Raw genomic sequence first — 26,902 nt, 5'->3', positions numbered from 1 at the left:
AAAAGAGCATTTTTGCTCCCAATTGGGCTCAAAAACTTATTTAGGACTATTTTTCCCTTTTCTTGCCGAATCTGGACCATTAGTGCCCTTTTAAGGCCGACACCTGCTTGTCGGGCATGAAATCTAGCTGTTTCAGATGTGCCAAATTTAGGTGCTACCACCTGTCTTTCCGTGGTAGGCCAGATGTACAAATGTATCACGCGGCTACCGCCACGCGCTTCATTTGGATCTGGCTCTGCGAGGCTGGCCTCACTCGGAACTCGTAAGGCTTGCTGGTTAGCACTTCTATTATGTACTAACCTCATCGAGTAACGACCAGTAAGACGACTCGCGGGATGTACACAATTATTCGTCCTGATAAAAGTGCCAGCCATATTAACAGCGTTTCCTGCTTCTAATATTATTAACTTTATAAAAAAGAAATGCTATTGAGGAAACTGGTATCAGATTCGGCATCCCTGGGAACGTCCCTGGCTATCGCGAAAACTTCGATAGGTCTGTTGCTCCAACCTTTTGTAGCACTAGTCAAAATTTTATTTCTTGCTGTAAATGCTGCCAGGTAACGGTTGGCCTTCGGATTACGCAGCGGCCTTTTACTTTGCCGCGGAAAGCTACTGCCAGGCGGCAATGGAAAGCATTCCTTATTAAAATCCGGCAGGTTGAATACCTCGACATTCCACCAGAAATTCAAAATATCTCGCTGTTCCAATCTTTGGGACTTACGGCTTCATTTTGTAAATAACAGTGCCGGATATAGGAAATAATTTCTCGATAATGACGAGATAAGGGAGCGAGCATAATGGCATTCATTACAAGTTACTGATCAGCAATTCATCATTCCCCCAAATAATAAAACTAAAAAATCATCCCTAAAAATACGTTTCATTTGCCGATAGCTAACGCGCGATTCGTCGATAAAATCTCGTGATTAGTCGAAAAACAAAAAAATAATGTTTTGCCGCTTTCAAGGCTGTACGAAAATAAGTAGCATTGCAGTGCATCAACATAGCGGTTATACCGGGAAAGGAATGGTCTGCTGCCGTCAATTTCTTTATAACGCATTTATGAAACCAATCGAAATTTGAGGTGAGGAATATAGATCTGGCTAAATATATATTGCTCGCTGGCAGTTTGATTTCTCCCCATGTGGAACTGAGCTACATCGGCATGTTTTTCCCGAGGGAATTTGTACTTCTGGTATGCCTGGCGTTGTTGAGTGGGGTAGCATTTATTGAATATAGCAGCAAAACAGTACCGTTTGGGATAACAAACGCGGATAGCTTTGCACTGCTGTTCTATTTATTTATCGTCGCAAATACATTTCTATTCCATCACCCTTTTAAAAATCTGGAAGGCTTTTTGCTTGCCACAGGCCTGTTCTGTGCTTATGTGGTTTACAGGATTACCTTTCGGCAAATAGCCGATTACGCCATCTTGCTTACGATCGCTACGAGTCCGCTGGTTATCGAGTTGCTGATATCGGGGGCCCAATACTTTGGGGCAATTCCCAGCTCCAATCCTTTCTTCGCGGTTACAGGGTCATTTAATAATCCGGGGATCTTAGCCGGTTATTCGGCTATATGCCTGCCAGTCTCTTTACATCTGTTCCTGACTTACGGTGAGGACAGTTCAAGGAGAAGGGTTTACCAATTAACCGGTCTAAACACCCTAGCCGCTGTACTACTGCTTGTGCTTAGTGGGTCGCGGGGTGCTATACTGGCTGCTGTATTGTCTTGCAGCTATATACTGTTTATACATTTCGAACCCGGCAAACGCATCGGTAAGATCAGGAACGCCCAATGGATTCTAGCCGGGGTATCCATACCGGTAGTTTTGGGGATTGCAGTTTACTTATACCTATTGCGCCCTGAATCTGCCGCCGGCAGACTGTTTGTCTGGAAAAATACGCTTTCGATGATCAAGGAACAGCCTCTATTGGGCGTCGGCACGGGTAATTTCAGCGCTGAATATGCAATGGCTCAGCAGCAGTATTTTGAAAGTAACAAACCTGACGCATTCGAGTTATCTGTTGCTGACAGTATCCTTGTACCATTCAACGAAATCCTGAACCTGCTGGCAGAACAGGGTATTGCGGGAATAGCCCTATTGCTGTTGTTCTCCTTCTTCACCCTGAACAATGTTCAGAAGGGGCACCACCCGAAATTCGCGATTGAATGTATATATGCCGCGGTCGCGTCTTTTTTCGTATTATCGCTGACAGGGTACCCATCAAAATCCATAGGGATTATGGTAACGATGCTCCTATTGACGGCACTTTCTAATAGCGGAGTGTCGGCTACATGGCCAAGCTTTAAGGCAAGCGTACAAGCAGCGTTGTTAACCGTGACCGTATCTGTTTGTGTGCTTTTGTGGTTGGGTTCGGGGTATTTCTTTCAGACCCTGCACTACTATAATGCTGGGCGCGCTTACGCCTTTATGCGCCAGTACAAAGGTGCAAATGAGCGCTATGAGCGCTGTTATACGGAAATGAGACATAGCAGTGACTTCTTGTTAGCATATGCGTCATCGCTGTACCAATCCGGAGATTACACAAAGAGCTTGCAGATTCTGGAGGACTATGACCAAATTGCATATTCCTATGAATCGACGCTTTTAAAGGCCAAGAATTATTATGCCCAAAAGCAATTCAGGCAAGCGCTTGTCTTTCTTGAAAACGCGGCCCATATCATACCATCCAGGTTCGAACCCTTGTATTTCCAAGTTCAGTCGCATCAGGAGCTGGGACAAACTGACATGGCAAAGCAAGCAGCTGCCAGAATCCTGGCACTTCCCGTAAAAATAGCATCCGATCAAGTCCAAACGATCAGGGAGCACGCGCGGCGTGTATACTCTGACGACAACCAAAAGAACAGTTTATGAAGAATCAGAAAATTTTTTGCTGCCCCGCCTGTGGCAATGAGCTCGCATTTAAGCATGTGATAAAAGTTGCAGACGGCCATGGCTTCAATTGCCCGCATTGCGGAACGTCGATTACCCCTCAAAAATCGAAAAGCTGGAAGTGGGGTTACCTGATCGGCCTTATAAGTGTAGTGGTCCCGTCCAAAGTTTACCTGGAATACTTTCAGGATAACATTTTCGTTGCCCTGGCCATCGGAGCCATGTGCGGCGCCACTGCCATAATGGGGATCTGCGTGTATGTATACCGGACGACCATTTTTAACATCAAATAGAGTTGTTTTATGTTCCACTTTTATATATTTCAATTATGCAAAAAAAAGCGAAATCCTTAGCGCTTCTCTTTTCAGTTTGCGCGCTGATCGGCGTTTCTTCCAACATGCTGTCTAAACCAAAGGCCAACAAAATATGGGTTGGGATTGGTTATGTTGCATCAAGTGAGGGAGCGTCTCCCGGTGCTGGTGCAGCCATTGGGGCAATTGGCGTTCTTGACGCCGCTGCTTGGGGCTTTGGCGTAGGGATGGTCGCAGGCCCTGTTGCTGGCGCGGCAGCCGGTGTAATATCCGGTCTCTAATAGGCCGCCGGTCTATGGCGATTTGCCATAGACCGGCTACTGTCAAACAATATGGTCTATAGATGAAAACAAAAGAATATAGCGGCTACCTGGCAACGGGTGCTTATGTTGCGGGACTTGTACTGGGTGTGCTGGTAAAATTTGACATTGCTTTGGACATGTCTGGAAAGTTCCAGGCATCCTTCAATAGCATTTACAGCCAAAATAAACTCGTCCTGTTCTGGGATATCCTCGTCAATAACATTTTTGTTGCTGTGTTCAATATATTCGGAGCGCTGTCTTTTGGAGCAGTATCTGTCATCAATACCCTGTACAATGGCGTTATCCTCGGATACACTATCTCTTCATTACACAAGTATTATCCTCTCGGCGACATTCTAAAGCATACGCTTCCTCACAGCATAGAGATCGTAGCCACAGTACTGTCTTGTAAGTTGGGTATCGAGCTCGGCGCGCTACTTTATCAGCGATATTTCGCTAAGGTCAACAAGGAAATTGACGGGCGCTATTACGCGCGCGCACTCGGCGTAGTAATGCTGATAATTGTGCTCTCCAGTGGATTGGAAGTAGCATTCATGAGATAATCATTCCGTATTTCAACATGGTATTTACGCAAAGAAGCTTCTATATTAATTTGGTTTGGCTGCTGTTGACATCAGTTGCTTTCCTAATGATCTCTATGGAATCGGCACAATCAAGGCCGGATCTGTTGGCTGAAAACGAACTGTTTAGGTTGTTTGTAAACGTCAATCATGTTATCTCATTTTTCCTCCCGCTCATCACCTTTATTTTCGTCATTTTTTCTTCGAACCTGATGTTTTTCCTTTTCGACTACGAATTCGATGCACATCAGATCGGAAAGATAATCTGCATTAGCCTAATCCCCATACTCCTAAATTCAATCCTGCACTTTTTTGTACTCAGCAGCCTCAATGCCAGCCAAATCACTGCGCTTGACAGCAACTATGCCTATCATACTACCATTTTTGGTCTCAATCTGATGGATATGAACTATCTAAGCTACGGATCCTGGTTCTTGTTTTATCTGCTGTTCGGTATGCTCATTTATGACAACTCTGAGCACAGTATTTTTTCGATCATTTGCATAGTCCTGGGACCAAGCATGCTGATCGTAGTCATTAAATTTTTGATGTCTTACCTTTCATGAAACTTCCTTTACCGGCCCAATGCGAGAGCTATTCGATTTTCCCATGGGCGAACCGGCACGGCCTGCAGCAGCCGCTCTCTATTTTTATTATAAGCGCATTCCTTGTAATGCTGTTTTTCGGCTGCGGCCGCCAGCATTCGAAGGTCGAAGACGTATTGGAGCAATCGGGAGAAAACATGGAAGAACTTCAAAAAGTCCTCGACCACTTTGGCCGTCGAAAGGAAGACTCCCTGAAGCTTCGGGCGGCACGGTTCCTGATAGCCAACATGCCTAATCATTACAGCTATAAAGATGAGCGGCTCGATAAATACAATGCCATATTCGATCTTATCCGGCAAAAGGAATCCATCAAACCATACACCGGTAATTATGTCTTCCCAGAAACGGACATGATGTGGGATTCGATTGCCAAAACGGCCGGGCCGCTTGACGCATATAGTTTGAATGTGGTCAGCGACTGCCAACTCGTTACGGCCAAACTCTTAATAGAAAACATCGAATACGCATTTATGGCTTGGGACCTTCCCTGGTCCAAGCACCTTACCTTCGATCAATTTTGTGAATACGTACTGCCTTATCGGTTCCAGGATGAGGCTTTGGAGTCCTGGCGGCCGGTATTCTGGAAAAAGTATGCCTGGCTGGCAGATTCGATGAAAGGCAGCAATGACCCTTTGAAGGCATGCGAGCTGGTAAACAGGGATATAAAACGGTGGTTCCGGTTTAACGGCTTGTTCAGTGCATATCCCAGCGCCATCAGCGCGGGAAATCTATTGAAGGTCAAGATGGGCAAGTGTTTGGACCAGGCCGCCATTGCTTGCTTTGCCATGCGCTCGATGGGCATCCCGGTTGCCCATGAATTTATCCCGCAATGGGCGGACCGCAGCATGGGCCATGATTTTAGCGCAGCACTGTCTAAGGAAGGTACGTTTGTCGGCTTCCTCGGTGGTGAGCTTGATCCCGGCAGTAACGAAATCCGCAACAGAGCGCCGAAAATTTTCCGATCAACATTTTCACAGCAAAACAATGAGTTGCTGAATGCAGGGATCGGTATCGAAGAAGTCCCTTATTTGTTAAGAAGCTTGTTTCAACAGGACGTTACGGCTCAATACGTACCCATCTCATCTGTTCGGATCAGCCTTGGAAAGGATGTTGTAAAAAAGCAAGCCTATCTGTATCTAGCTGTTTTCAATGACCGCGAATGGATTCCTGTTACAGCCGGGCGGGTGAACGGGACCTCGGTAGTCTTCAGTAATATCGGGCGCAATATCGTCTATTTGCCTGTGCTGATCGCCGACGGAAGGATGCAGGAGATAGCAGCCCCTTTCCAGCTAACAAAAAGTGGTGCGGTTCATTCGTTGGAGCCAAACCTAGTTCAAACACGTGCATTGCACCTTGAAAGAAAATATCCATTGCAGGGCTACAAATTGAATTGGCTGAAATGGATGGGTGGTGGAGCATTTCAGGGAGCTAATCTTGCCAGCTTTGCCGATGCCGTAACCATTTATCAGGTGCCGGACTCTATCTCTATGAGCATGCACCAGGCTGATGTTAAAAAGCCTCAGATGTTTAGGTATCTTCGGTACCTGTTTCCGGATAACTCTTCCGGATCGCTCAGCGAAATCGCGTTCTACAATGAGAATGGGAATGATTTGGCGGCCACTGGAAAGAAAATAAGCGCCAAAGGCGTCGATTCTGCGGATCTCGCCGCCGCTTTTGACAGAAAGTTTGAGACCTATATCGACAGGACCCCGAACTATGAATACAATGGCCTTTGGATCGGCCTCGACCTGAATATGAAGCAAAAGGTCAAGGCCGTTGGGTACAGTCCCCGCAACGATCGAAATGGTGTAATTAAAGGAATGAAGTACGTGCTCATGTATTGGGACAAAGGATGGAGAGCAATCGGGACAAAAGTGGCAACAGAGGACAATCATATCGAATTTCCGAATGCACCTGCCAACAGCTTATTCCTGCTAAAAAACCTTACTGAAGGAAAGGAAGAGCGCTTATTTGTCTATACTGACAATAAGCAAGAATGGTTCTAAGGTGACAGATAATCCGAAGAAGCAGTGCCATCCAATGCCATTAAATATACAGTCGACTCCCAGCGGAATCATAAGATTAACATACAAGCACCCTGCAAGCCAACACCTCTTGCAGGGCGCTTTCTCTATCTGGCAGAACGCCCGCTGAACCTTCTTTTATGCAGCCCCAATAGCCTCTACCTGGTTCAATGCCTGCATAGTTGTTATCTAAATAGATTAAATTGCCTTTCCAAAATACGCAAAAAGGCACATTACTCAATGTTACAGTTGCATGGAAGTTATTAATGAGAGTAACTCCTCGGTCGAATACGTCATCCCAAACGATGTTGGCGGTCGGCTAAAGTCATCAGCGCTACTTTGCAAAAGCTGCAACTCGCTTTATGGAGGAGGGATTGATGCGGTATTTGCACACGCGACGGAGCCAATTACCGCCCTCCTTAACATCAAACGAGAACGCAAGAAGGAGAATATCCTGAAGAATTGACGGCGTTGTTGGTAAACTTCAAAAAACGGCATTGGCAATTTCGTTTGCTGACGGTGAACTTTTCAGCCAGCTGATCAATGGTGATTTTGTCGAGGTAATTTTGTTCGATGAGTTTCTGTGCCTTTTCCCTTCCTCGTCGATATGGTCTTTTTGCCCTTCAAAAAAGAATACATGGCGACTGGCTTGGCCTGTCGATGTCGATAACAAAACTCTTGACGATCTGGACAGCCATTTCCAGGCTCGCATATTTCCGATCAGAGGTGCACCACCAAGTTCAGTAAGGAAATGTGTGACCGCTGGCGTATAGCCCGTCCTTGTCCGAGATAATTTTGGGAGGGATCAACTTCGTACTGGGTATGTCTTCCTGAATTCCTTGGCAAGCGTCCAGTGTGTCGTGAAGGGTATGCCGTCCAGCAGGCCGGTGTCGGCGAGCGGAAAAGCGTCTATGCACAAGCCAGTAATTTACCCGCCCTGGTGGTGCTGCCGGATGATCCAACTAGTAGAGTCCGTATTCATTTCAGCCACTTTGGACTGGCCAGCCATTCGAAATTAGCTATGAGCAGAAATGCGAATAGCAGGGGTCCAGGGGTTTTCCCATGGCCAGCTCCCGCCGGGGAGTCGCTTTTTGCGACGTACCGGCGATAGCTGGCTGTGGAGGAAACCACCGTGCAGGATCTTTCCTGACCGTGTCTAGCTCAATTTTTCACCTAAATGATTTTTCTGGACTACTTTTTGACTCTTTGTAGCGCTTTCTGACTCTAAATACCCACAAAGACTCTTTTGGAGCGCATTTAGACCTTTCTGTACCGTTTTTGGATCAATTTTTCCTCCGCAAAGGCACTTTGACCAATCTTCGTCGCAAGTCGAATTCGTAAGACTCGCCAAATACATATTTGCCGCGTTTCGAAGGCGAGAGAATGAGATACTCGATGCCGCATGACGTTTCAGTCTCACCTTCCCGAATCAATGCCGCATAGACCGGTGCATTTTTGTAAGCTGAAACGAAATCTTCGATTCGCTGGTAATCCACATACGTACTCATGTATACGTAATATAATAATCCAAGTATAAGAGCCGTAATCGAATACGGCAATCCCTTACCTGAGCCATGGATGAAAGCTTCCAGGATGGAGCCTAATTGTACCGTCTTCACGGATTCTTTGATCTTGCTGCTGAGCTTTTAGTTTTCATCCAGAACTGCTCGGAGCTGGCTATCCATGTTTTGAAACTGGGCCTGATTGTCCAGCAGGATGATTGCCGACCAGTTGTCCATTTCGATTTCATCCCTGGTCAGGTACTCCGCGTTGATCCTGGCCAGGGTTTGTCGGTTGATCGGTTGGCTAGAGATTGGCAAAGTTGATTTGAAGTTCTCTTTGAAGCCTTAGCCCGATGGTGTAGGTATCCAGCGCGAGGCCTTTGCGGATGCCTGTCAGAACCTCTACCCCAGATATGATTCAGGCTGGAAGTCGCCCAACCTGTGAATCGTCGGCCCAGAGTCCTTACAGTTTTCTCTCAGCTCCTGGGTCAGATGCGGAAACTTACGATAGGTAGCCATACTTTGCCAGACGATGATTTCAAAGTCCGTTTTTACAAGGCTACTAAATTGTCACGTATCAAAAGACCCTTCTCGTCTGGGAAGCTCGCAACATCGGATTGATCCTGCTGGACGAATTTCAGCTGACGTGTACTGGTCTGCGTTGAAGCGTCCACATCAATAAAAAGACATTTAGAATCTTGGTAGTGTTTAAGGGCAAACAGGTACATCAGAATGGATTTGCCTACGCCTCCTTTGGCTTGCACTATAAAATGTAAGTTTTTCATCGGTCAATATTTTTTAGATGGTTTAACATATGGCTCAGGCTCAGAGCGGGGAAATTTCATTGCCGCTTTCGGTTGAGCCTCAGCTTCGGGCTTTTCACTTTGTTGAACCGGCATTTGCTGTTCACCCCACTTTTTCATTTTAGCGCGGATGTATTTGATATCATACAGCGACACGACTTCGGTCGAGAGTTTCTCGTTGATCAAGTCTTCAAGAAACCTGGCTGACATATTGGATGTAAACGGATCGCAATACAGCTCAAATAGCATCCGCTTGCACTTAGGGTCTTTTCGCTCAATACCTGTTGCATGTATCATCAGCCTTGGGCATGCCGACGTATCGCAAGGGGCGCTGGAAAGGCTAGCCGATGCGGACGCGTTCCGCTCGATGGGAATGGACCGGCATCGGGCGATGTGGGGAGCTTCTGCTCTTTCCGACCGGCCGATGGGCGCTTTCAAAGGGCATAAGTCAGCTAGCGACTTCGAAACACCAGTCTAGCTTCCCAAGCTTTCGCTTTCCGAGCATGTCGTCCAGGATTATATGTCCACCTCGCTGTCCCTGAAAGCGCGTTTTGTATCATTTGTCCGCGGCGAACTCAACGTCACCATCTCTCCTGGTTGATGTAAATGACCCTCTTTGCAGGTCAATTGTAAAATGTACTGCTTTGGGGTAAAGATACATGTTGAAAAGCAAAGAAGTATCCTGCATTCGCTGTGGGTAAAATCCATTGATGCCGGCGGCAGGGAGTGGTTTGAGGAGCTGAACCGCAGAGGCAACCGTGGTGATGACGCTGAAATAAGCAACGAAAATATGAAGCATATTCATTTTCAGGCAAGCCGTAGCGGGCACCGGTCTGCTACCGCTTATATTTTTCAATTATATTACCCGATTAGGTTATCCTGGATTCTCAGGAATATTCAAATCACTTACCAACAGATATTCGTATGTACACGTTGCGTCACCCGACAGGGTGATTTTACAACAGGTATTTCCCGGTTGCAATCCTTTCATACTCACCCTACCGGCAAATGAAGCAGACGAAGCAGATGTATAAACCGGGCTGTACCACAGCGAACCTGGCAAGACTGGGCGATTGCAAAATCCAAGGCCTTCAATACAAGTACAGTAGTAAGAACTAACTGCCTAACCTTATGCTGAGAAGTTTACGTAATGTGTCAATATTTACCATAGGATACATCGATTTAAATGAGAGATACTTTGAAGTGCACGCAAGCAACCACAATATTACCCTCGGGCAGGATTGCCTTATTATGGTTGTTGGTATCCCTGCTTTGATTCAAAGCGGGTAGAAACTATGTTAATGAACGGTCGGTCACCGGCTGGCTATTTAAATCAGGGCGCTGTCGGCTATCTCCTATCAGGACTTTGTACACGGTAAGCGATATCGTAAAGGCTAACCCCCCCAGGGGTTAATTTTAATAGCCGGGGCAGCGGTCAGCACCCTGTGCATCAGAATTCCCCAAACGGTCGAGAACAGAATGGCCAATAGAATCTTCCAAATACCGGATCGGTAGCCGGCAATGGCAGTGATCAAACTGCCGGCAAGAATTGCAACCGCCTTGACGAATTCGGTCATTTCGACTAGTTCACTCAGGGAGCTGACCGCCCAGAACCAAAGCAGAAACGTTTCGGTCAAAAGGAGCATGGTACGGTAACCGGCCCTGATTTTTTTAAGAGGATTCATTATCAAAGGATGGCAGAAGTCAATTACTCAAGGTGGCCCAGAATGATTTGGCACCTGCCTCCTTGTGATTGAGAACAAGTAAGCAGGTACCTTAGGGTTGGCAATAATAAGGCAAATTGGGGTAGCGACAGTCGCGGCTGAATCAACGGCCGACGATAATCTTGTTTTTAGTATGGCTACCGTCCAGCATTTCGATGTCGACAATGTAGGTACCTGCCGGTAACCGGGATACGTCTATTCCGTGGGCTGGCATGCCGCGCTGATCAATCACAGCGCGCCCTGTCAGGTCCAGTACCCTTATCCGGCCAATTCTTTCGTTCGGCACATTTTTGATCAGCAGCAAGGTTGAAACAGGGTTTGGATACAAAGTTACGCTTTGTCCATTCTCGCCGTTGACTGACCGGATTTGGCTGTAAGCAAAGCTCTGGTCGAAGTCTATCATTTTCAGACGGTAGTAGCTAGTCCCTTTCAGCGGGGCCGTGTCGGTAAAAATGTAGTCAAGCTTGCTACTGCTGCCCGTTTCAGGCGACAGCGAAGTCACAAACTCTACTTTCGACCAGTTGGCAGCATTACCGCTGCGCTGTATCTCGAAGCCCATGCTGTTCTGCTCGGTGGATGTGGCCCATGCCAGGTTTACAGTTTGACCTTCCAGGCGGGCGTCGAAGCTGATCAATGTTACCGGCATCGGACCTTCGGTCTGGATGGTGTAAGCTACCGCGGTGCTGGTGGCCCCTGCCTGATCTGTGATCGAATAGGTAAACCCAATCAGATTGTTCCCTGTACCGCTGCCGACTGCGCCGTAGATCACCAGTTTGGTCATCTCGAAGTTGGGGATACTTACCGGACCGCCCGTCACGTCTATCGCCACAGGGCCTGCGCCGAAGTCATAATAGAGCCGGGTAGTTGGTTCAATGGAGACAATGTTGAATGTGGTTCCTGTATCCGTGTTACATTCCCCGGCCGGGCAATCTTCCGCGTCCGAGCCTGAGAGCGAGCCGCCCGTCGGGTAGCCAGTCAGGTTTGCCGACGATGCCTGGATGGCCATATAATCCGGAAATGTGGGGTAAGTAGCCACAGGTGTGAAACTGAACGCAGCGTTAGGCACTGTGTATGTTTTAGGATCGGCCACAGGAGGCTGCTGGATACCGAAGTTGACATCGGTGCTATTGACGCCAATCGTGAATACAGGGCTGATCCCATCGACAGGGGCCGTGTTGCCTGTGTTCTCGGCGCCATTGAACTCACCGGTGTTGACCCATCCTGCCGGAAGACTTGCCGCTGGGGCAACGCCACCTATGCTGCCACTGGTGGTACTCAAAACGACGGTGTAGTCGCCTGGCGCGATGTCAGTAAACTGGTAAGTTCCGTCAGTGTTTACAGAGACTACCCCGACCACATTTCCGTCGGTCCCGACCAGGTTGGCAAAAAGTCCGGAAGGGACTGTATTGGGACTGCCTGTGCTGTTGTCTACATTGCCTGCATCCGGATCATGAAATACATTACCTGCAATGGAAGCGGTCAAAAATGCGTCGGGGCAACTGGCCCCATCGTTGTTAGTGGCAGGGACCGATATTGAAACCAGGGTAGCAGTGTTGGTTGTACTATTGACCCGGTAGAACCTGCCCTGGCTATTGGCAAATGCATAAAAACCATCCGCGTTCTGGTCAATAAAGATAGAGCCGTATGCGGCAGTTTCCCCCTGGATACCCCCTCCCGAAACGGCCGGACCGAATGTAACCGCGCGCGTAACGGGGTTTAGGGTAACACTCCTGAATGGTGACGTGCTGGTAGGATCGGTTAATCCATACAATAAACCTGTGGCAGGGTTATAGGCAAGGTCGGATAGATTTAAAACTGCCGGAGCGGTGCTGAATTGATTCCCGTATGGGGCGGTATCCAGCACAAAGGACGCGGTGGGGTCGACAAGTTGCAGGTAGGTGGCCCGGGAAGCGTCAAGATCCACCACATAATATCTTGTCTCGGTCCTGTCGTAAAAAAGCAGATACCCGTTACCGATAATATCACCTACATTATAGCCAGCGGAGGGATTGGGCAAATTGGGTACGGTAAACATTTGAGAACCTCCGTTCGAACCGATTTTAACTACCCGGTTCGTAGTGGCAATAAGACCCCACAAATAATTATCCAGGGTATTGTAGGCAACCGCATTGGCATTGACGGTCAGCTCACTTAAAAGCGCGCGCGCGCCGGTAGCTACGTTATAGCTATACAGGTTAGAATTGGTACCCGCCTCACTTGTCACCTGATACGCCAGTCCCTGACAGGTGAAGGCGGCAGGTTCGACAAAAAATGTGTTCGGACAACTGGCGCCGTCGTTACTTTCTGCCGGCACTGAAGTAGAGACCAGTGCGGCGGTGTTTGTCCCCAGGTTGATCCTGAAAAACTGGCCCAGGGTATTGGCAAAAACATAGAAATTATTGGCACTTTGATCAATAAAAGCAGAGCCATATCCAGAGGTTTCACCCTGGATGCCGGCGCCGGAAATTGCATTGGCAGAAGCTACCGCTACCCTGGTAACAGGATTTACCGTCACTAACTTGTAGGCAGCCCCGGCTCCGGCATCCACGATACCATATAGCAATCCCGTAGCAGCGCTGTAAGTCAAATCCGAAACAGCGATACCCGTTGTACCGCTAAATGCATTCCCGTAGGGAGCGTTATCCAAACTATACGAACTGGTAGGGTCAACCAATTGCAGATAGGTTGCCCTGGCCGGGTTTAAATCGACTACATAATACCTGGATTGGCCACTTGAATACAAAAACATATAACCATCCCCAATGATCTCGCCCACATTGTAGCCCACACCGCTTGCTACCGGCAGGTTGGGGATCGTAAAAGCGGAATACTGTACATTAGAACCCAGCTTTATTATCTGATTTGTACTATTGGCCATCCCCCAGATGTAGTTATCCAGCGGATTGTACCCGATAGCATTGACGGTTATAGGAAGGCCTCCAAGAAGCGCGCGGCTTCCACTAGCCACATTGTAACTATAAAGGCTGGAATTTCCACCGGCAGGACCACTCACCTGATAGGCAAGGTTAGAACAAACAAATGGCGCAGGTTGTCCCCAGGCAAAAGATACGCTTAGAATAAGGATCAAATTCAGTAATGCTTTTCTTAGCATTAAGCTGTAAAAATTGGCTATTCCCATTGCGACAAAAATTAAGTGAAGTGTATATGTAAGTGGCGATAGTGCTCGCCCAGGCCCCTTGATAGGTTATGACAGGGCGGCAGCATCATCGCCAATCTCGCTGTAAAAAGTGAAACACCGCGACAGACAAGTGTTAACATGAAGGATCTATTGGCCTGTGCCCCGAAAGCATTGAAACCCTGGCAGCAATCACACGGTGGTGACGGCTACCAGAGTTTTCTACATTAGCGCATTGTCTTACGGAATAATGAAAGTCTTTTCATAAATCCGACCATTGCTGGAAACTATTTTGACAACGTATTTGCCTGATGGAAGCCCTTTCAAATCCAGCACGCGGCTGCTTTGTTTGTAAGCCTTCACCTGGGTGCCAAAGAGATTATAAATCTTCACCTCAAGCATTCCGCTTTCGGGCAAGTCCAGGGTAAGTGCCCCGGCGGCAACCGGGTTAGGATACAGCACCAGGCCTCTACCGTCTGCCGAGAAGTCAAGCACAGCTATCCGGCTGAGATGAGAACTGCCGTTCCAGTCCACTTGTTTGAGGCGGTAGTAGTTCTTGCCTGCCATCGGGGTCTCATCCGAGAAGGTGTAATGCAGCAGTGCGTTGCTGTTACCGTCTTTGGTTTGCCCGTTCACGAAGCCGATAGTCTGCCAGCTAGTGCCTAAGGCGCCGCGCTGGATTTCAAATCCCTCGTTGGCCGATTCTTCCGAGGTATTCCAGGACAGCAACGCCGAGTTGCCTTTTCTGACCGCGTCAAAGCGGACGAGCGTTACAGGAAGCGCCGTTTCGTTCGTCGTGGAAACGTAGACGAATGAAGAGAATGAGGTGATATTATCAAATTCTACGTATTTGATACCGTCCTCTACGCCACTACTGCTTGGAACAAGCTCGATCGCTTTTTCCGGGTTCAAAAGTCCGTCGGCATTGATGTCGGCACGCACCGCGTTGGCATCACCTTCAAATTTGAACCAGGCACTTTTCTGCGCCCCACTGACGGTGGTTGCGTCCATTTCTGCCTGGCTATAATAAACCCTTACTTTCACGCCCGTGTAGGTGCCTGCTCCCGTATCGGTTGCCGTGGCGACACGCGGCATTAATTTGGTATGGATTGTACCATTAAATTCCGCTCCGACGGGGTCTATGACTACATCCAAATTGCCCAACTGAGTGACTGTCATGCCTTGAATCGCTAAGTATTTGTCAGTGCTCGTTGTTTGCTTAGCATAGTACCAGCTGTTGGAAGCACAGGTGGAGAAATCCGGCGCCGAGGTTATTGTGGCAGGGAGCTGAACAACACCTGGGGCCCACCCGTTTACTTTGCCGAAAGTGAAATAGCTAACTCCTGCGGGGAATGTATGTTTTGCTTCGTAATCTGTCCCGTTAGACGTTAACGGCACCACATATTCATTGGTAGTGAATCCCGCGTCGTCCGCCAGAATCAATACAAACTGACTGCAGCCTTCATCAAGGAAAGTCGTATTTCCTACCGAGGCCTGAGGGAACCGGATCAGCACTTCTTGTCCCATCGCTGTGTTCTGGACTTTCCATGCGCGTTTCGTCATGCGACCGTTGTCCAAGCTTCCGTTGTATGTGAAGGCGAAGTAACTGCTGCTGTTGTTGGTCATCGCCTGCGTTTGGCCATTATCACCCCAGACCAAGAACTGGCCGTCGGCGATTGTGCCGGGGTTAGTTGCGTTGGTGGCAGCAATTTCGCCGAGCCCGATAGTAACCTGATTGTTAGTATTGGCGTGTTGGCTGCGGCTTTGTTTCTGGTGCAATGCCGAGATATTATCTCTACCTAAACCTGCCACATTGTTATAAAATGACGCGCTGGAAGAAGCATACCATACGGTGTCTCCGGCAGATGTAATGTAATTGTTAGTGTTGCTAAGCGTAACACCATATTTGACGGCTAGGTAAGAATCGACTTTATTTCTCTCAGCAGCAGTAATGTTACCCCCACCATAAACCACAACTTCGCCGATATTACCCGTAAATCCTGCGTTATCGCTGCCATTGCCCGAAAACTGCGTTGTGCCAATAGCGTGTCCGCCGGTAAGTGTTCCAATAGCCGTATGCGTAGCAGTCGTACCGTTTGCAGCTCCGTTCAATCCTTTGGATACCGTCGTATTGGTGAACGTATTGTACATAATACTAGGGCTATTGGCAGACCAGTTAATGTTCCCCGGATTTGCCAGGTACCGGAAGTTATAAGCAGTATTCATCCGCTCGATCCGGTTATCGGCCATGATGCCAATGCCATCCCAGTAGTCGATATCTCCTGCAAGGTCGGTATTGTTTACCAATACGCTAAATACCCTGCCGTTACCTCCTGGCGCCAACCCTTCCTTAGTAGCCGTGAAAACATCATACGCCTGTGATGAAACGGTAGGAACCGTGATGTTGCCAAGGGTTTGATTGGCCGAAGTGAAATTGACACCAGGGTTAAAGTTGAAATAGTCAGTAGCCCCTGTCTTGAACTTGGGAAGAGCGGCGGTTCCGAGTTGCGCCGAAACTACGCCTGATGCATAATCCCTCCATGACGTTATATCCGTCGCATCGCCTGTATTAGCCGCATCGATATCTGCGCGGTACCAAAGTGACAAACCCGCGAACACACCACCCGGTGCATGCTCGACCAAAGTGGCAAAGGTAAAATATTGACCATTAGACAAAGTAACATCCGCGTAATTGTAAGTTATGCCATTAATAGTCTGGCTGTTGGATGCCATCGGTGTAAAAATATCGGATCCGTCGAAGGTTTCATCCCCACTTTGCACAAGGGTAAGGTTATTCAAACCGTCAGGCCATGCAATTCGCACAGTACCAACACCATCAGTATTTTGTGCTTTCCAGATGGCTTTGAAAAGCACATTGACTCCATTGCCGAGTCCGGCATTGTAGTTACCCGGAGCCTTGGCTAGGCCGTTATCACCCCAGATCAAAAACTGACCGTCATTCAGTCCAACCGCATTGGCTTCATTGGTATTACCCAATCCATTGGTTCCTATAATTACCTGCTGGCCAGCATTGTTGCTGAAAGACTGCTTCTGGTGTAATGCGCTGTTATCGTCTTTGGCGATACCGGCGATGTTGCTGTTATAGCCAGTATTCGCGGTGGTATCCCAGATCACCACCGACTTACTGCTCAGATAGTTGGCGGTACCCGTGCCTGCATCGTTGCTTAGCGTAATGCCGTATTTGATTGCGAGGTAGGAATTGATCCGCTGCTTTTCATCTCCGGCGGAGTTCTGATGATCGGTACTGTATGCAAATACTTCTGAAACCCCGCCTTGAAAAGCTTCATTCCCGTTGCCGGTAAGCCCTACGCCTTCCGAGCCTATCGCGAAATTTTCGGCATTGTTGATGTTGCCGATATTCGTATTGGCACTGCTGTAAATCCTGCCGTTCAAATTAAGGTACATGCCGTTATTAGCCGCTCCGCTGCCTTTCCAGGACATGCCTGCCAGGTGAGCCGGCGTCGTATTCAGCCCCAGGTTCTGATTGATAACGTCTCCGTTATCTCTAAACAAATAATAATTGTCGCCATTACGGTTCAAGTTCGGATCATCATCGCCCCACCCATACGGTGTGCGCCAGCCTCCTGATGCGGAATTATGCATAATTCCATAGGTCGAGCCCGGGCTGGTAGGCGAAGGGAAATAGGCATCATTTTCGCGATAGAAAAAGTCGTTAGAGCCGTCAAAATAATAGAAAGGGTTGAAGTTAAAAGAATAGTTTTTGCTGTCGGCCGCATGGGTTGCATCCGTCACCAGGCTGGGCTGATTGTCCGCATTGTTATTCTGGGCGACATCCCTTCCATTAACGGACATATCTTTCCAAACGTTTTTAGCGCCGGCCGTGGGGACCCCGTCATTAGCCTTGTGCCACATCAGAAGGTTTGCTGCGACCCCGCCCGGTGCCTGTACGAAAGCCGCAAAGGTAAAAAACTCCCCGTCGGCCAAAGTCACGTCTGCATAGTTGTAGGAAACGCCGTTGACGACTTGGGTGTTCGCGCTCATATCAGTGCTAACATCAGAGCCGTCGATAGTTTCATCAGCGCTCTGGATTAGTTTCAGATTTGTAAGTCCAGCGGGCCACGCTACTCGAACAGTACCTGCACTGGCAGAGTTTTGAGCTTTCCAGATAGCAGCAAACCGGAAATTGGTGCCCGCTCCGGGAAAGGCGACCGCTGGCGCTTTGACAAGCCCGTTGTCGCCCCATACCAGAGACTGCCCATCAGAAAGTGGAGTTATATTGGCAACATTTGTGTTCGCCAAACCAATCGTACTGATGATAACTTGCTTTCCTGCGTTGACACTTATACTCTGCTTTTGATTGAGCGCAGAGGCCTCATCATTAATGATTCCCGCCACATTATTGTGATAAGTGCTATTCGCTGCGGTATTCCAGATAATGGTTCCGTCAGAATTCAAATAATTCACATTGGCGGGCAGGGTGATACCATATTTCAACGCCAAATACGAATCCACTTTGTTCCTGTCGGTAGCAGATAAATTGCCGTTGCCATAAACGATTATCTCTCCGATATGACCGGTAAAGCCTCCATCATCTCCCCCGGGAGGGTTTGAGCCGTTATTGGCCCCGAAGATATGTCCGCCGGTAGACTGGCCCCTTGCAGAAACATTTAGTACCGAACCCAAGGCATCACCATTTACCCCCTTCATGATGGTTGTATTGGTAAAAGTGTGGTACATAATACTTGGCGTATTGGCAGAGAAATCGATATTGCCTGGATTACTGATAGTCAAAGCTCCACCGGTGCTGTTTCTGCTTCCTATTCTCCCGTCGACATACAAACCTGGCTGGTCCCAGTTGGTCCCATTCATAGCCGTATTGTTCATCCCGATATTGAAGAACCGGGTACCTGTCATTCCCTCTTTCGTTAAGGTGAAAATATCGAAGGAGGTATTGGAAAGGGTTTGGGTAGCGATGTTACCCAACATTTGCTGAACTGCGGTAAAGTTAACCCCAGGGTTAAAATTAAGGTAATTCGTAGCACCTGCTTTAAAAAACGGCCGGGGTGCAGTTCCTATTTGAGCAGAAACAGTCCCTCCGGCAAAATCGGTCCAGGAAGTAACGTTGGTGCCATCACCACCGGAAACTACACCCTCATCGGCCCTATACCATTGGGTTAAGCCGGTAGCAACGCCACCAGGTGCAGGTGTCTGCGCGCGCGCACCAAAGCACGAAAGCATCGCAGAGGCGAGCGCGATGGCGGCAAATTGTACATTTCGTTTCATAAAAAAGTTGATTCAATTGTTGAATAAAATTTAGCGTCTCCCTGCCTGATCCTAATTTTTCGGCTTGGGCCAGATCGTGCTCATAAGCTATCACTTCGCTTACCAGACCGTTTCCTAATTTGGATTGTGAAGTCAAAAGGGTACTGTTTGCATGATTGGCGTTACCGGCACCAAAAGTGTTGTTTACCGTGCCGGTCCGACCATGTTGTCCATACTTGATGCCGGACGGACCCGACCCAGACCCCGAGGCATCCGTTCCGCAACGCAGACGAAAGTTCGTTCGGCGGTGTCAAGTGTATATAGCGAAAAACAAGGGCAAAATATCTTCATATATAGAACAAACGGCTTTCTATATACGTAGTTAGTAACAGGAACTCTTTGTTTCCGGAAAAAGGAGGTTCGGGTTATGTCGTAGCCACACAAGTTAAATTCATGATGAATTCCGCAATTCAATTGTGGTGATTCCAGCAAGTTTGATTTGTATCAACATAGTTTATTTTGTCAAATAAGTTTTACACGAATTGCTTACAAATATTTTGATATTGCTGGTAAACAGTGTGCACTAATCTTGTCAATTATGTGCGGTTATTTAATCAAAGTAGTTTTTTAGATTAATTTCCGTAATCCGGGCAGCTGCGGTGGTCAGGCTTCTCCGGGGATTTCAAGCGGAGTTCCTCGCTTTTTGAGGGTCGTAGCCAAGTCTATAATGTTATGAACATTGGTCTTTCTGTAAATATTCGATTTTACAGTACTTATCGTCGAGCTTCTCCGATCCAGCGTATGGGCAATTTCAGAGGTTGTCATTCCTCTTATCAGAAAGGCTGCTACTTTTCTTTCCAGTCCTGAAAGCGTTGTTGTTCGCGGTTGCTTTTGACTGGGCATTTTGTGGGTGATGAGCCGATACGCAACTTCGCTATTAACATAATGTAGCCCTGCGGCAAGCGAATTGATACACATATCAAGGTCACGTTCATCGAAATCTTCTGGTAGGTATCCACCAATGCTGTCCTGAAAGAAGGTGATCAAAAAGTCCAGGGACGGACGGTTATCATAAACGGCTATCCCTGCGAGCGGGCTATATCGTCTTAAACAACTAGCCAGGTCGATAATTTGCAGGTCCGAGTGGCCTGCACCCGAGAAAAAGATGATTTCTGGGGCGTATTCGGCATATTTTCTTTCCAGCTCCTGGCAGCTGGACGCTTCTATCACCTCTAATGATTTACGAGTTTGAGATAAAATTTGCCTCAGACCCCTTTTGAATATAGGGCGAGGATCAACAATAGCTATTAAGTCTACGTTGAGGTAAACAGGTGATGCTTTCATCTTAAGAATACATTTAGTCTTGTGACACTTGGCGTCGCAATATTTCTATTTCGCTGGAAAGAGAAGTATTGAAATATTGTCAATCTTGTGCTCTTATATTATCAGCAGTTCTTTTCTAGACTCTTTGGGATGGTTTTGGAAACTTTTTAGGGAAAGCTATCAAGTTCACCACATGTGCCGGATCAATGGAAGAAACTCACGTCGATTCGAAGATTCGTTAGTGTAAACTTTATTCGATCCCAAATATGTAGAAAATTGTATGCCCCGAACACTAGAAGAAATGTCAAAAAGGAACTGCTGATGCTATATCTGACTGCTTGCCACAGGCACGTTATACCACCGACTCTTAGTTATTATCTTGTCAATTTTGTGCATATTTCTTGTATAACTGACCTTGCCCCGTGTGGCCCTAGTGCAAATTGATTCGAGGTATTTAAGTTTGTCGTGCCTCAGTTACAAGAGAATAATTTCGACAAACCAGCCGCCCGTTTACCTTGATATCTGCTTATTTCATCGAATTGTTGCTATGCCTCTTTTGCCTACGGTTTGACCAGGCTGATGCCCGGATTTTACGGCATGGAGCGGAAAACGGTAGTTCAGGACGCTGTATGGTCGCAGACGGATCGTCAAATATTGATGTGCCCTTTGACAGTCCGTGGGAAAAGCAGCGTAAAAGGAAGTCGAATTTGGTAGTCATCGCTTCTGCTGCCTACCCATACTTTTTTGCCAGTAAAGCACAATTTGCCATCAGGACCTCCACTGGCAAAGGTTCTCGGATCCTATTCGGGCTTCTCTTGGTACTTTCTTCATGGTGGCAAACATGGTTTGTGTACTTGTGTTGCATGACGATTGGTGGAGGACTAATTTATCTGCAGATTCGATTGCTTCGGACCAGGGCTGCCCTTAAAAAAGACAGTGAAATGTATGGAGCTAAGATTGACTTTTATGCAAATGTATCCCACGATGCGCGCACGCACCTTTCGCTTATCGAAGGGCGTCTCGAAAAGGCGTTTCGTTTACTTGACGATGATCAGGTTGCCAAACACCATCTAGGCCACGCCAGAAATAACTCGCAGCAACTCATTCAGCTATTGAATGAGCTGCTGGATTATCATAAGATGGAAAATGGAAGCAAACAACTTGCCGTCAGCGCGACCAATAGTGGTTTAGGGATTTCTAGGGAAGAGATAGGCCGCATGTTCGATAAATTTTTCCAGGGAAATAATGGCGATTCAAAAGAAGGGAATGGCATTGGTCTGGCTCTCTCAAAGACGATCGTCGATTTACATAATGCCAAACTTAGTGTTACCAGCCAGCAGCGTATTGAGAGGCAGGAGGGCCAAACTCGTTTTTCGGTGGGGTTTCTTTCCGGTTCCGGTCATTATTCGAGTGACCAGTTCGCTAAAAGCGAAACTGTTTTTACGGATTACTCCAGTTCTGAGGTCGGAACACTCCAAGTATCAGGGCTTTCTGGGCCGTCCGGAAAAAAATTCACTGTTCTGTTGATAGAAGATAACGATGAGCTTAGAGCGGTTGAGTCTGAGCTGCTTTCTGAAATCTATCATGTACTGGAAGCAGTAAACGGGTCTGAAGGGCTAAAAATGGCATTTGAAAATATTCCTGATCTGATTTTGTGTGACGTTACACTGCCTGAACAAAATGGTATACAGATATGCAGCCAATTAAAAGCAGATTTGCGTACATCTCATATTCCTATTATCCTTTTGACGGGGCAGAGTGTATTGCCTCAGGTAGTTCAGGGGCTTCAAGCGGGGGCGGATGACTACTTGGTCCAACCTGTTGCTGCGAATATTTTATTATTGAAGATACAAAATTTGATCAAAACGCGGACAGCCATTCAGGAGTACACCGGGAGGACGCTTTCGTCGGGTGCAGACGGGTGGATCATCGCAGGTGCTAACGACGAATTCATTGATAAGCTTCGCAGCCTGGTTATAGAGAACATATCCCATCCCAATTTTGGAGTCAATGAAATGGCATTTCAGGTTGGCGTGAGCGTTTCCGTTTTATACCGCAAGGTACGATCGTTGACAGGCATGACGGTCAACGATTTTATGAAGACAATCAAAATGCAAAAGGCGCTTCGGCTTCTGGAGTCAGGTACTTACCAGGTCAACGAGGTAGCATTGATGGTTGGCTATGAAAGTGTTAGGTATTTTAGCAATGAGTTTAAAAAGCTTTTCGGAAAGAATCCCAGTAAGTTTCGAAGTCCGTCGGGTCAATAAGTGGGCTTAATTAGGAATTTTGCACTTACTTGTGTCGGTTAGCTGTCTCAAATGACCGCTGATTTCGCCGCTATATTTATTTCGTTGTGCCACTATCTTGTTTGAAAGTTAATTCATGCATTTCGCTTTATCAGATCACGCTGAAGTCTCGGTTAAATATCCAATTACTGTGTTGAGGTCCATATTTTCAATTCGGCTCCCACTATTCATTCTTGCGTTGATCTGTACCGCAAATCTTACCAGGGCCCAGGCCTTTCGAAATATTTCCGCACCGGGAGGCAAGCCGATGTCCGATGTGAGGGCTGTTGCTCAGGATGCGCGAGGGTTCATTTGGTTTGCCACATTCGCCGGACTGTTCCGGTACGATTCTCATACCTTAAAGAAATATCAACATAGTTCGTCTGACCCCAATTCAATTTCTTCAGACATGCTCAAAGCCCTCTTTTGTGATTCGAAGGGCAACTTATGGGTTGGAGGTTCGGGCGGGCTTGATCGTTATAATTCCGAAACAGATGATTTTACGCACATAGACCATAATCTGCCTAACGCGAACCCGGAGCGCAATAACCAGATCTACTTTATTTCGGAAGATCGTAATCACCGGATACTGGTTGGAACTCCTTATGGACTTAACAGTATTGAGGTCACAGCCAGCAGGGTAAAGGTCAGCCATGTGCTACACCGTATTTTTGAGAAGGGCAGTAGTCAGTCGATAATTTCAGCGAGTGAGACCAGCAGCGGCGATTTATGGGTGGGAAGTTTCGATGGTATAGTCCAGGTACCCAGGAATGGCGCTGCCGTGACAACATTCCGATACAATTCGAAAGATAAGGCGCCCTTGCATAACGAGTTTCCTACCCAGTATCTTGATGATCAAAACGTCATATGGCTCGGACCCAATTCGGGCGGAATAGTTCAGTTCGATATTGCTACCAAGACATTTCGTCCGGTGCCGGAGTTTCGCGACCCGGATGGGAATATCCCGTTAGTGACCAAGATACTTCCTGACGGCACAGGCAAATTGTGGATTGCCAACCTCTCCGGACTTGCCCGGTTCGATCCGGTGAGCCGAAAAGCTACCTGGTATCGGAATCAGGAGGGTAATCTTTACAGTCTGGCAGATAACAGCATCCAAACGATGTGCCTCGATCGGCAGGGCGGCATTTGGATGGGTACCCATTTCTTAGGTATCAGTAACTTTTACCCGGGTGCCCCACGCTTCGTTCCGTGGCCGTCCCAAGTAGGTCAAGTTTCCGAAGCCCGTTATCCGGATTCATGGATCGGTAGAAGCAAAAAAGGGCAACTTTGGCTGATCGATCAGCATATGCGAATGTTACAGCTGTTTGACAATTCAGGCAGACGAACAGCGTCATTTGATCTAAAGTTAAAGAAGTCAAATGGCTACTTCCATTTCTATCTTGACGGGGACGAGACACTTTGGGGTGCCGGAACCGGGATGATCACGAGCTACAATATAAAAACACGCGTTCAGAAAGACTACCCCTTGGTAATTGAAGGGAAAAAAGGTCTGGAATCTGGCCGGGTTACGGATATTCTTGAAGACAGCCGAAATCGGTTTTGGTTAGTAGGGCCGTTAGGGGCATTGTCCTTTAATAAGAAAACAGGCCGGTTTATTAAACACACGTCGGTCGGCTATGCGCACGGCATTATGGAAGACTCCCACCAGAATATTTGGGTCGGTGGCGGCGATCAGGTATTTCTTCTCAAACGCAGCGCGACTTTCTTTGAAGAAGTGGCTACTGACAAGAGGATAGGCGGTGGGAACTTCGCGGCAGTACAACGCATGGGGCAAGATGGTAGAGGCAGGATATGGGCTGCTACCAGGCAAGGGTTACAATTTTTTGAAGAGAAATCCAGGCAATTTCGACTCGACCCAAAAATACAACTTTCAAAAATCGAAGATCTCCAGATTGACAGTGACGGCTACATCTGGCTAGCCACCGATGCCGAACTCACGCGCTACCACCCGGATAAGAACACGTCGCAAACCTACAGTTATCAGGATGGGCTGCCCTATAATGGAATATCCCGGCCAGCATCGAGCGTACAGGTGCCCAATAACAATCTTTATTTTACTACAAACAGAGGAATTTTCGAGTTCACTCCCAAACAGATCAAAGTTAGGAATGACTCGTCAGCACTCGTGTTCACTGAGTTGAAATTATCTGGCCGTGAAGTGAAGGCGGGAGATGACACAGGTTTGCTTACGAAAAATCTAAGTCAAACAACAAGATTAACCCTCCGTTACAACCAGAACATTTTTTCGGTCGACTTTGCCTTGCTTAGTTTCCCAAGATCGGAGCGGGCCCAATACGCTTATAAGTTGCAGGGGTTCGACGACAAATGGATCTATTCTGCAAACCCTTCTACCACTTATATGAATCTTCCTCCCGGGGAATACGTACTTAGCGTACGGGCAGCGAATGGTGACGGATATTGGAACCCCAATCCGATTAAGCTAAATATTACGATACTTCCGCCCTGGTGGAAAACCTGGTATGCCTATCTTTTCTATGTTTTGTTGTTTGCAGCTGCTGTTTATGGCATTACCCGTTTTATATGGCTACGTAGCTCATTTAGGAGAGAGACTGCGTTGAACCAGGTTAAACTCGATTTTTTTACAAATGTATCCCATGAAATCAGAACGCACCTCTCGCTGATCTCTGGGCCTTTGGAAAAGGTCTATGAGCAATTCAAAGAGGGAAAAAACATTGAAAATAACTTGAACTACGCCAGAAACAATTCCGACCGGCTGATGCTGCTGGTCAACGAGTTGCTTGATTTTCGCAAAATCCAGACTGGTGGAGTCCGGCTGCAGGTGCAGCAGCACGATGTAACAAAAATTATCAAAAACGTCATTGCGGCATTTGAACACTTGGCCAGGGAGAAGGAAATAGAAACTTTGCTTGTCTGTCCTGACACGCCGGTGCTGCTTTGGCTGGATATTGCCCAGATGCAGAAGGTATTCTATAACCTACTCAGCAATGCCTACAAGTTTACGCCCGAAGGCGGTAAGGTAGTTGTGCGCATTGTAGAGATATCCAGCGAAGTAAGCATTACCGTCCAGGACAATGGCGCTGGAATATCCGAAGAGCATTTGCGGCAACTGTTTACTTACTACTACCAGGCCGACTCAGAAAAACCTGGCTACGGCATTGGCCTGGCACTTTCGAAAAGCATTGTAGAGCAGCACCACGGTTACCTAAATGCTGAAAGCAAGCTTGCTACCGGATTATCCCAGGGCGGTACAGCGCTAACGATCCGGCTGTTGCGTGAAAACCGCCATTTTTCGCCAGATCAGATAGTAGTGAAAAGCAATGATTACGTCGGCGGAACGGTAACCGACGAAATTGAAGTCCCCGGCATTGAAAGCAACGCTGCTGAAAAACAAAGCAATACGATCCTGATCATCGAAGACAACGAACAGTTGCGCGCGTTTATCAAAGATCTTTTCCAGGGGGACTTCGGTATCCTTGAAGCCGAAAACGGGCAGCGGGGACTGAAATTAGCAGAGGAGCATCTTCCCGATATCGTTCTTTCTGACGTGATGATGCCCGAGATGAATGGTCTGGATCTGAGCGCCCGGCTGAAAAGCAACATGACGACCTCTCATATCCCGGTAGTATTGCTAACTGCCAGGACCCAGAATGAGCAAATCATTGAAGGCCTGACGGCAGGCGCTGACGACTATCTGGTCAAACCATTCGACCCACGGATATTGCAATTGAAGATCAAGAATCTTATCAGTCTTCGAGATGAACAGAAGAAACAATACAGAAAGTCACTGTCGGCAGGTCAGGACGCGAGCGGTAGTACGTTGCAGGGTGCAAATGAGCTATTTATTGCTAGGCTAAAGGCGTCGGTGATCGAAAATATATCCGAGCCCGGCTTTGGTGTCAACGAACTGGCTAGGCATGCGGGCATGAGTGTATCGGTTTTATACCGGAAGATACGTTCGTTGACCGGGATGACGGTGAACGATTTTATGAAGACGATACGGTTCGGTGAGGCCAAAAAGCTACTGGAATCAGGCGTATATAACGTCAGCGAAGTGGCCTCGATCATCGGATATGATAGCGCTAGACATTTCAGCAACGAATTCAAGAAAGTTTTCGGGCAAAATCCTAGTGAAAGTAAGAGGCAAATTTCCAGATAAATGGC

Annotated in this window: 17 protein-coding genes; 9 read left to right on the top strand and 8 right to left on the bottom strand. The window is 47.5% G+C overall.

Features of this window, described 5'->3' with window-relative positions; all coding sequences use genetic code 11:
• Positions 1-1,086: 1,086 nt before the first annotated feature.
• The 6 genes from BLQ88_RS25855 to BLQ88_RS37600 all read left to right on the top strand — a co-directional run bounded on the left by BLQ88_RS25855 (position 1,087) and on the right by BLQ88_RS37600 (position 7,187).
• The gene (locus BLQ88_RS25855; protein ID WP_090155889.1) at positions 1,087-2,880 is read left to right on the top strand and encodes an O-antigen ligase family protein; all 1,794 of its coding nucleotides are present in this window, start codon (positions 1,087-1,089) and stop codon (positions 2,878-2,880) included.
• Complete coding sequence (locus BLQ88_RS25850; protein ID WP_090155887.1) at positions 2,877-3,191, top strand: hypothetical protein; 315 nt, start codon at positions 2,877-2,879, stop codon at positions 3,189-3,191. The genes BLQ88_RS25855 and BLQ88_RS25850 overlap by 4 nt, the downstream gene beginning before the upstream one ends.
• A 35-nt stretch (positions 3,192-3,226) precedes the next feature.
• Positions 3,227-3,490 carry a hypothetical protein gene (locus tag BLQ88_RS25845; protein WP_090155885.1) on the top strand — a complete coding sequence of 88 codons (264 nt, stop codon included), beginning with the start codon at positions 3,227-3,229 and terminating at the stop codon, positions 3,488-3,490.
• A gap of 62 nt (positions 3,491-3,552) precedes the next feature.
• Positions 3,553-4,074 (top strand): stage II sporulation protein M, encoded by a 522-nt coding sequence (locus tag BLQ88_RS25840; RefSeq protein ID WP_090155883.1) that lies wholly within the window; start codon positions 3,553-3,555, stop codon positions 4,072-4,074.
• Positions 4,075-4,654: 580 nt separating this feature from the next.
• Positions 4,655-6,703, top strand: a complete 2,049-nt coding sequence (locus tag BLQ88_RS25830; protein WP_090155879.1) for a transglutaminase-like domain-containing protein — start codon at positions 4,655-4,657, stop codon at positions 6,701-6,703.
• 271 nt (positions 6,704-6,974) lie between these two features.
• Positions 6,975-7,187, top strand: a complete 213-nt coding sequence (locus tag BLQ88_RS37600; protein ID WP_090155877.1) for an HNH endonuclease — start codon at positions 6,975-6,977, stop codon at positions 7,185-7,187.
• An 817-nt stretch (positions 7,188-8,004) separates the two neighbouring features.
• Here BLQ88_RS37600 and BLQ88_RS25820 read toward each other — a convergent pair.
• The 4 genes from BLQ88_RS25820 to BLQ88_RS25810 form a co-directional block, all read right to left on the bottom strand.
• The gene (locus tag BLQ88_RS25820; protein WP_090155875.1) at positions 8,005-8,229 is read right to left on the bottom strand and encodes a hypothetical protein; all 225 of its coding nucleotides are present in this window, start codon (positions 8,227-8,229) and stop codon (positions 8,005-8,007) included.
• 138 nt (positions 8,230-8,367) lie between these two features.
• Positions 8,368-8,541: a hypothetical protein gene (locus BLQ88_RS36830; RefSeq protein ID WP_176885110.1), complete on the bottom strand. Its 174-nt coding sequence runs from the start codon at positions 8,539-8,541 to the stop codon at positions 8,368-8,370.
• Between the two features lie 233 nt (positions 8,542-8,774).
• Positions 8,775-9,008 carry a P-loop NTPase family protein gene (locus tag BLQ88_RS25815; protein WP_090155873.1) on the bottom strand — a complete coding sequence of 78 codons (234 nt, stop codon included), beginning with the start codon at positions 9,006-9,008 and terminating at the stop codon, positions 8,775-8,777.
• Between the two features lie 3 nt (positions 9,009-9,011).
• A complete protein-coding gene (locus BLQ88_RS25810; protein WP_090155871.1) occupies positions 9,012-9,236 on the bottom strand; it encodes a hypothetical protein in 225 nt (74 codons plus the stop codon).
• Positions 9,237-9,279: 43 nt separating this feature from the next.
• Here BLQ88_RS25810 and BLQ88_RS37055 point away from each other — a divergent pair, with 43 nt between their 5' ends.
• Positions 9,280-9,504: a hypothetical protein gene (locus BLQ88_RS37055; protein ID WP_218132955.1), complete on the top strand. Its 225-nt coding sequence runs from the start codon at positions 9,280-9,282 to the stop codon at positions 9,502-9,504.
• Positions 9,505-10,420: 916 nt separating this feature from the next.
• Here the strand turns inward: BLQ88_RS37055 and BLQ88_RS25795 are convergent.
• From BLQ88_RS25795 to BLQ88_RS25780, 4 genes are all read right to left on the bottom strand, one after another.
• The gene (locus BLQ88_RS25795; RefSeq protein ID WP_090155867.1) at positions 10,421-10,711 is read right to left on the bottom strand and encodes a hypothetical protein; all 291 of its coding nucleotides are present in this window, start codon (positions 10,709-10,711) and stop codon (positions 10,421-10,423) included.
• A gap of 142 nt (positions 10,712-10,853) precedes the next feature.
• Complete coding sequence (locus BLQ88_RS25790) at positions 10,854-13,838, bottom strand: T9SS type A sorting domain-containing protein (RefSeq protein ID WP_229212865.1); 2,985 nt, start codon at positions 13,836-13,838, stop codon at positions 10,854-10,856.
• Positions 13,839-14,126: 288 nt separating this feature from the next.
• Positions 14,127-19,151 (bottom strand): T9SS type A sorting domain-containing protein, encoded by a 5,025-nt coding sequence (locus BLQ88_RS25785; RefSeq protein WP_090155865.1) that lies wholly within the window; start codon positions 19,149-19,151, stop codon positions 14,127-14,129.
• Between the two features lie 642 nt (positions 19,152-19,793).
• Positions 19,794-20,474, bottom strand: a complete 681-nt coding sequence (locus BLQ88_RS25780; RefSeq protein WP_090155863.1) for a response regulator transcription factor — start codon at positions 20,472-20,474, stop codon at positions 19,794-19,796.
• 608 nt (positions 20,475-21,082) lie between these two features.
• On the opposite strand from BLQ88_RS25780, the gene BLQ88_RS25775 reads away from it, so the two are divergent.
• Together BLQ88_RS25775 and BLQ88_RS25770 are read left to right on the top strand one after the other, a co-directional pair.
• Entirely contained in the window at positions 21,083-22,720 is a 1,638-nt protein-coding gene (locus BLQ88_RS25775) for a hybrid sensor histidine kinase/response regulator transcription factor (RefSeq protein ID WP_143016932.1), read from the top strand.
• 115 nt (positions 22,721-22,835) lie between these two features.
• Entirely contained in the window at positions 22,836-26,897 is a 4,062-nt protein-coding gene (locus BLQ88_RS25770) for a hybrid sensor histidine kinase/response regulator transcription factor (protein WP_090155859.1), read from the top strand.
• Positions 26,898-26,902 lie beyond the last annotated feature (5 nt).

The sequence above is a fragment of the Dyadobacter soli genome, assembly GCF_900101885.1.
GTDB lineage: Bacteria > Bacteroidota > Bacteroidia > Cytophagales > Spirosomataceae > Dyadobacter > Dyadobacter soli.
Note: the sequence above shows the minus strand (reverse complement) of the source record. Positions and strands in the feature narration are given on the sequence as shown.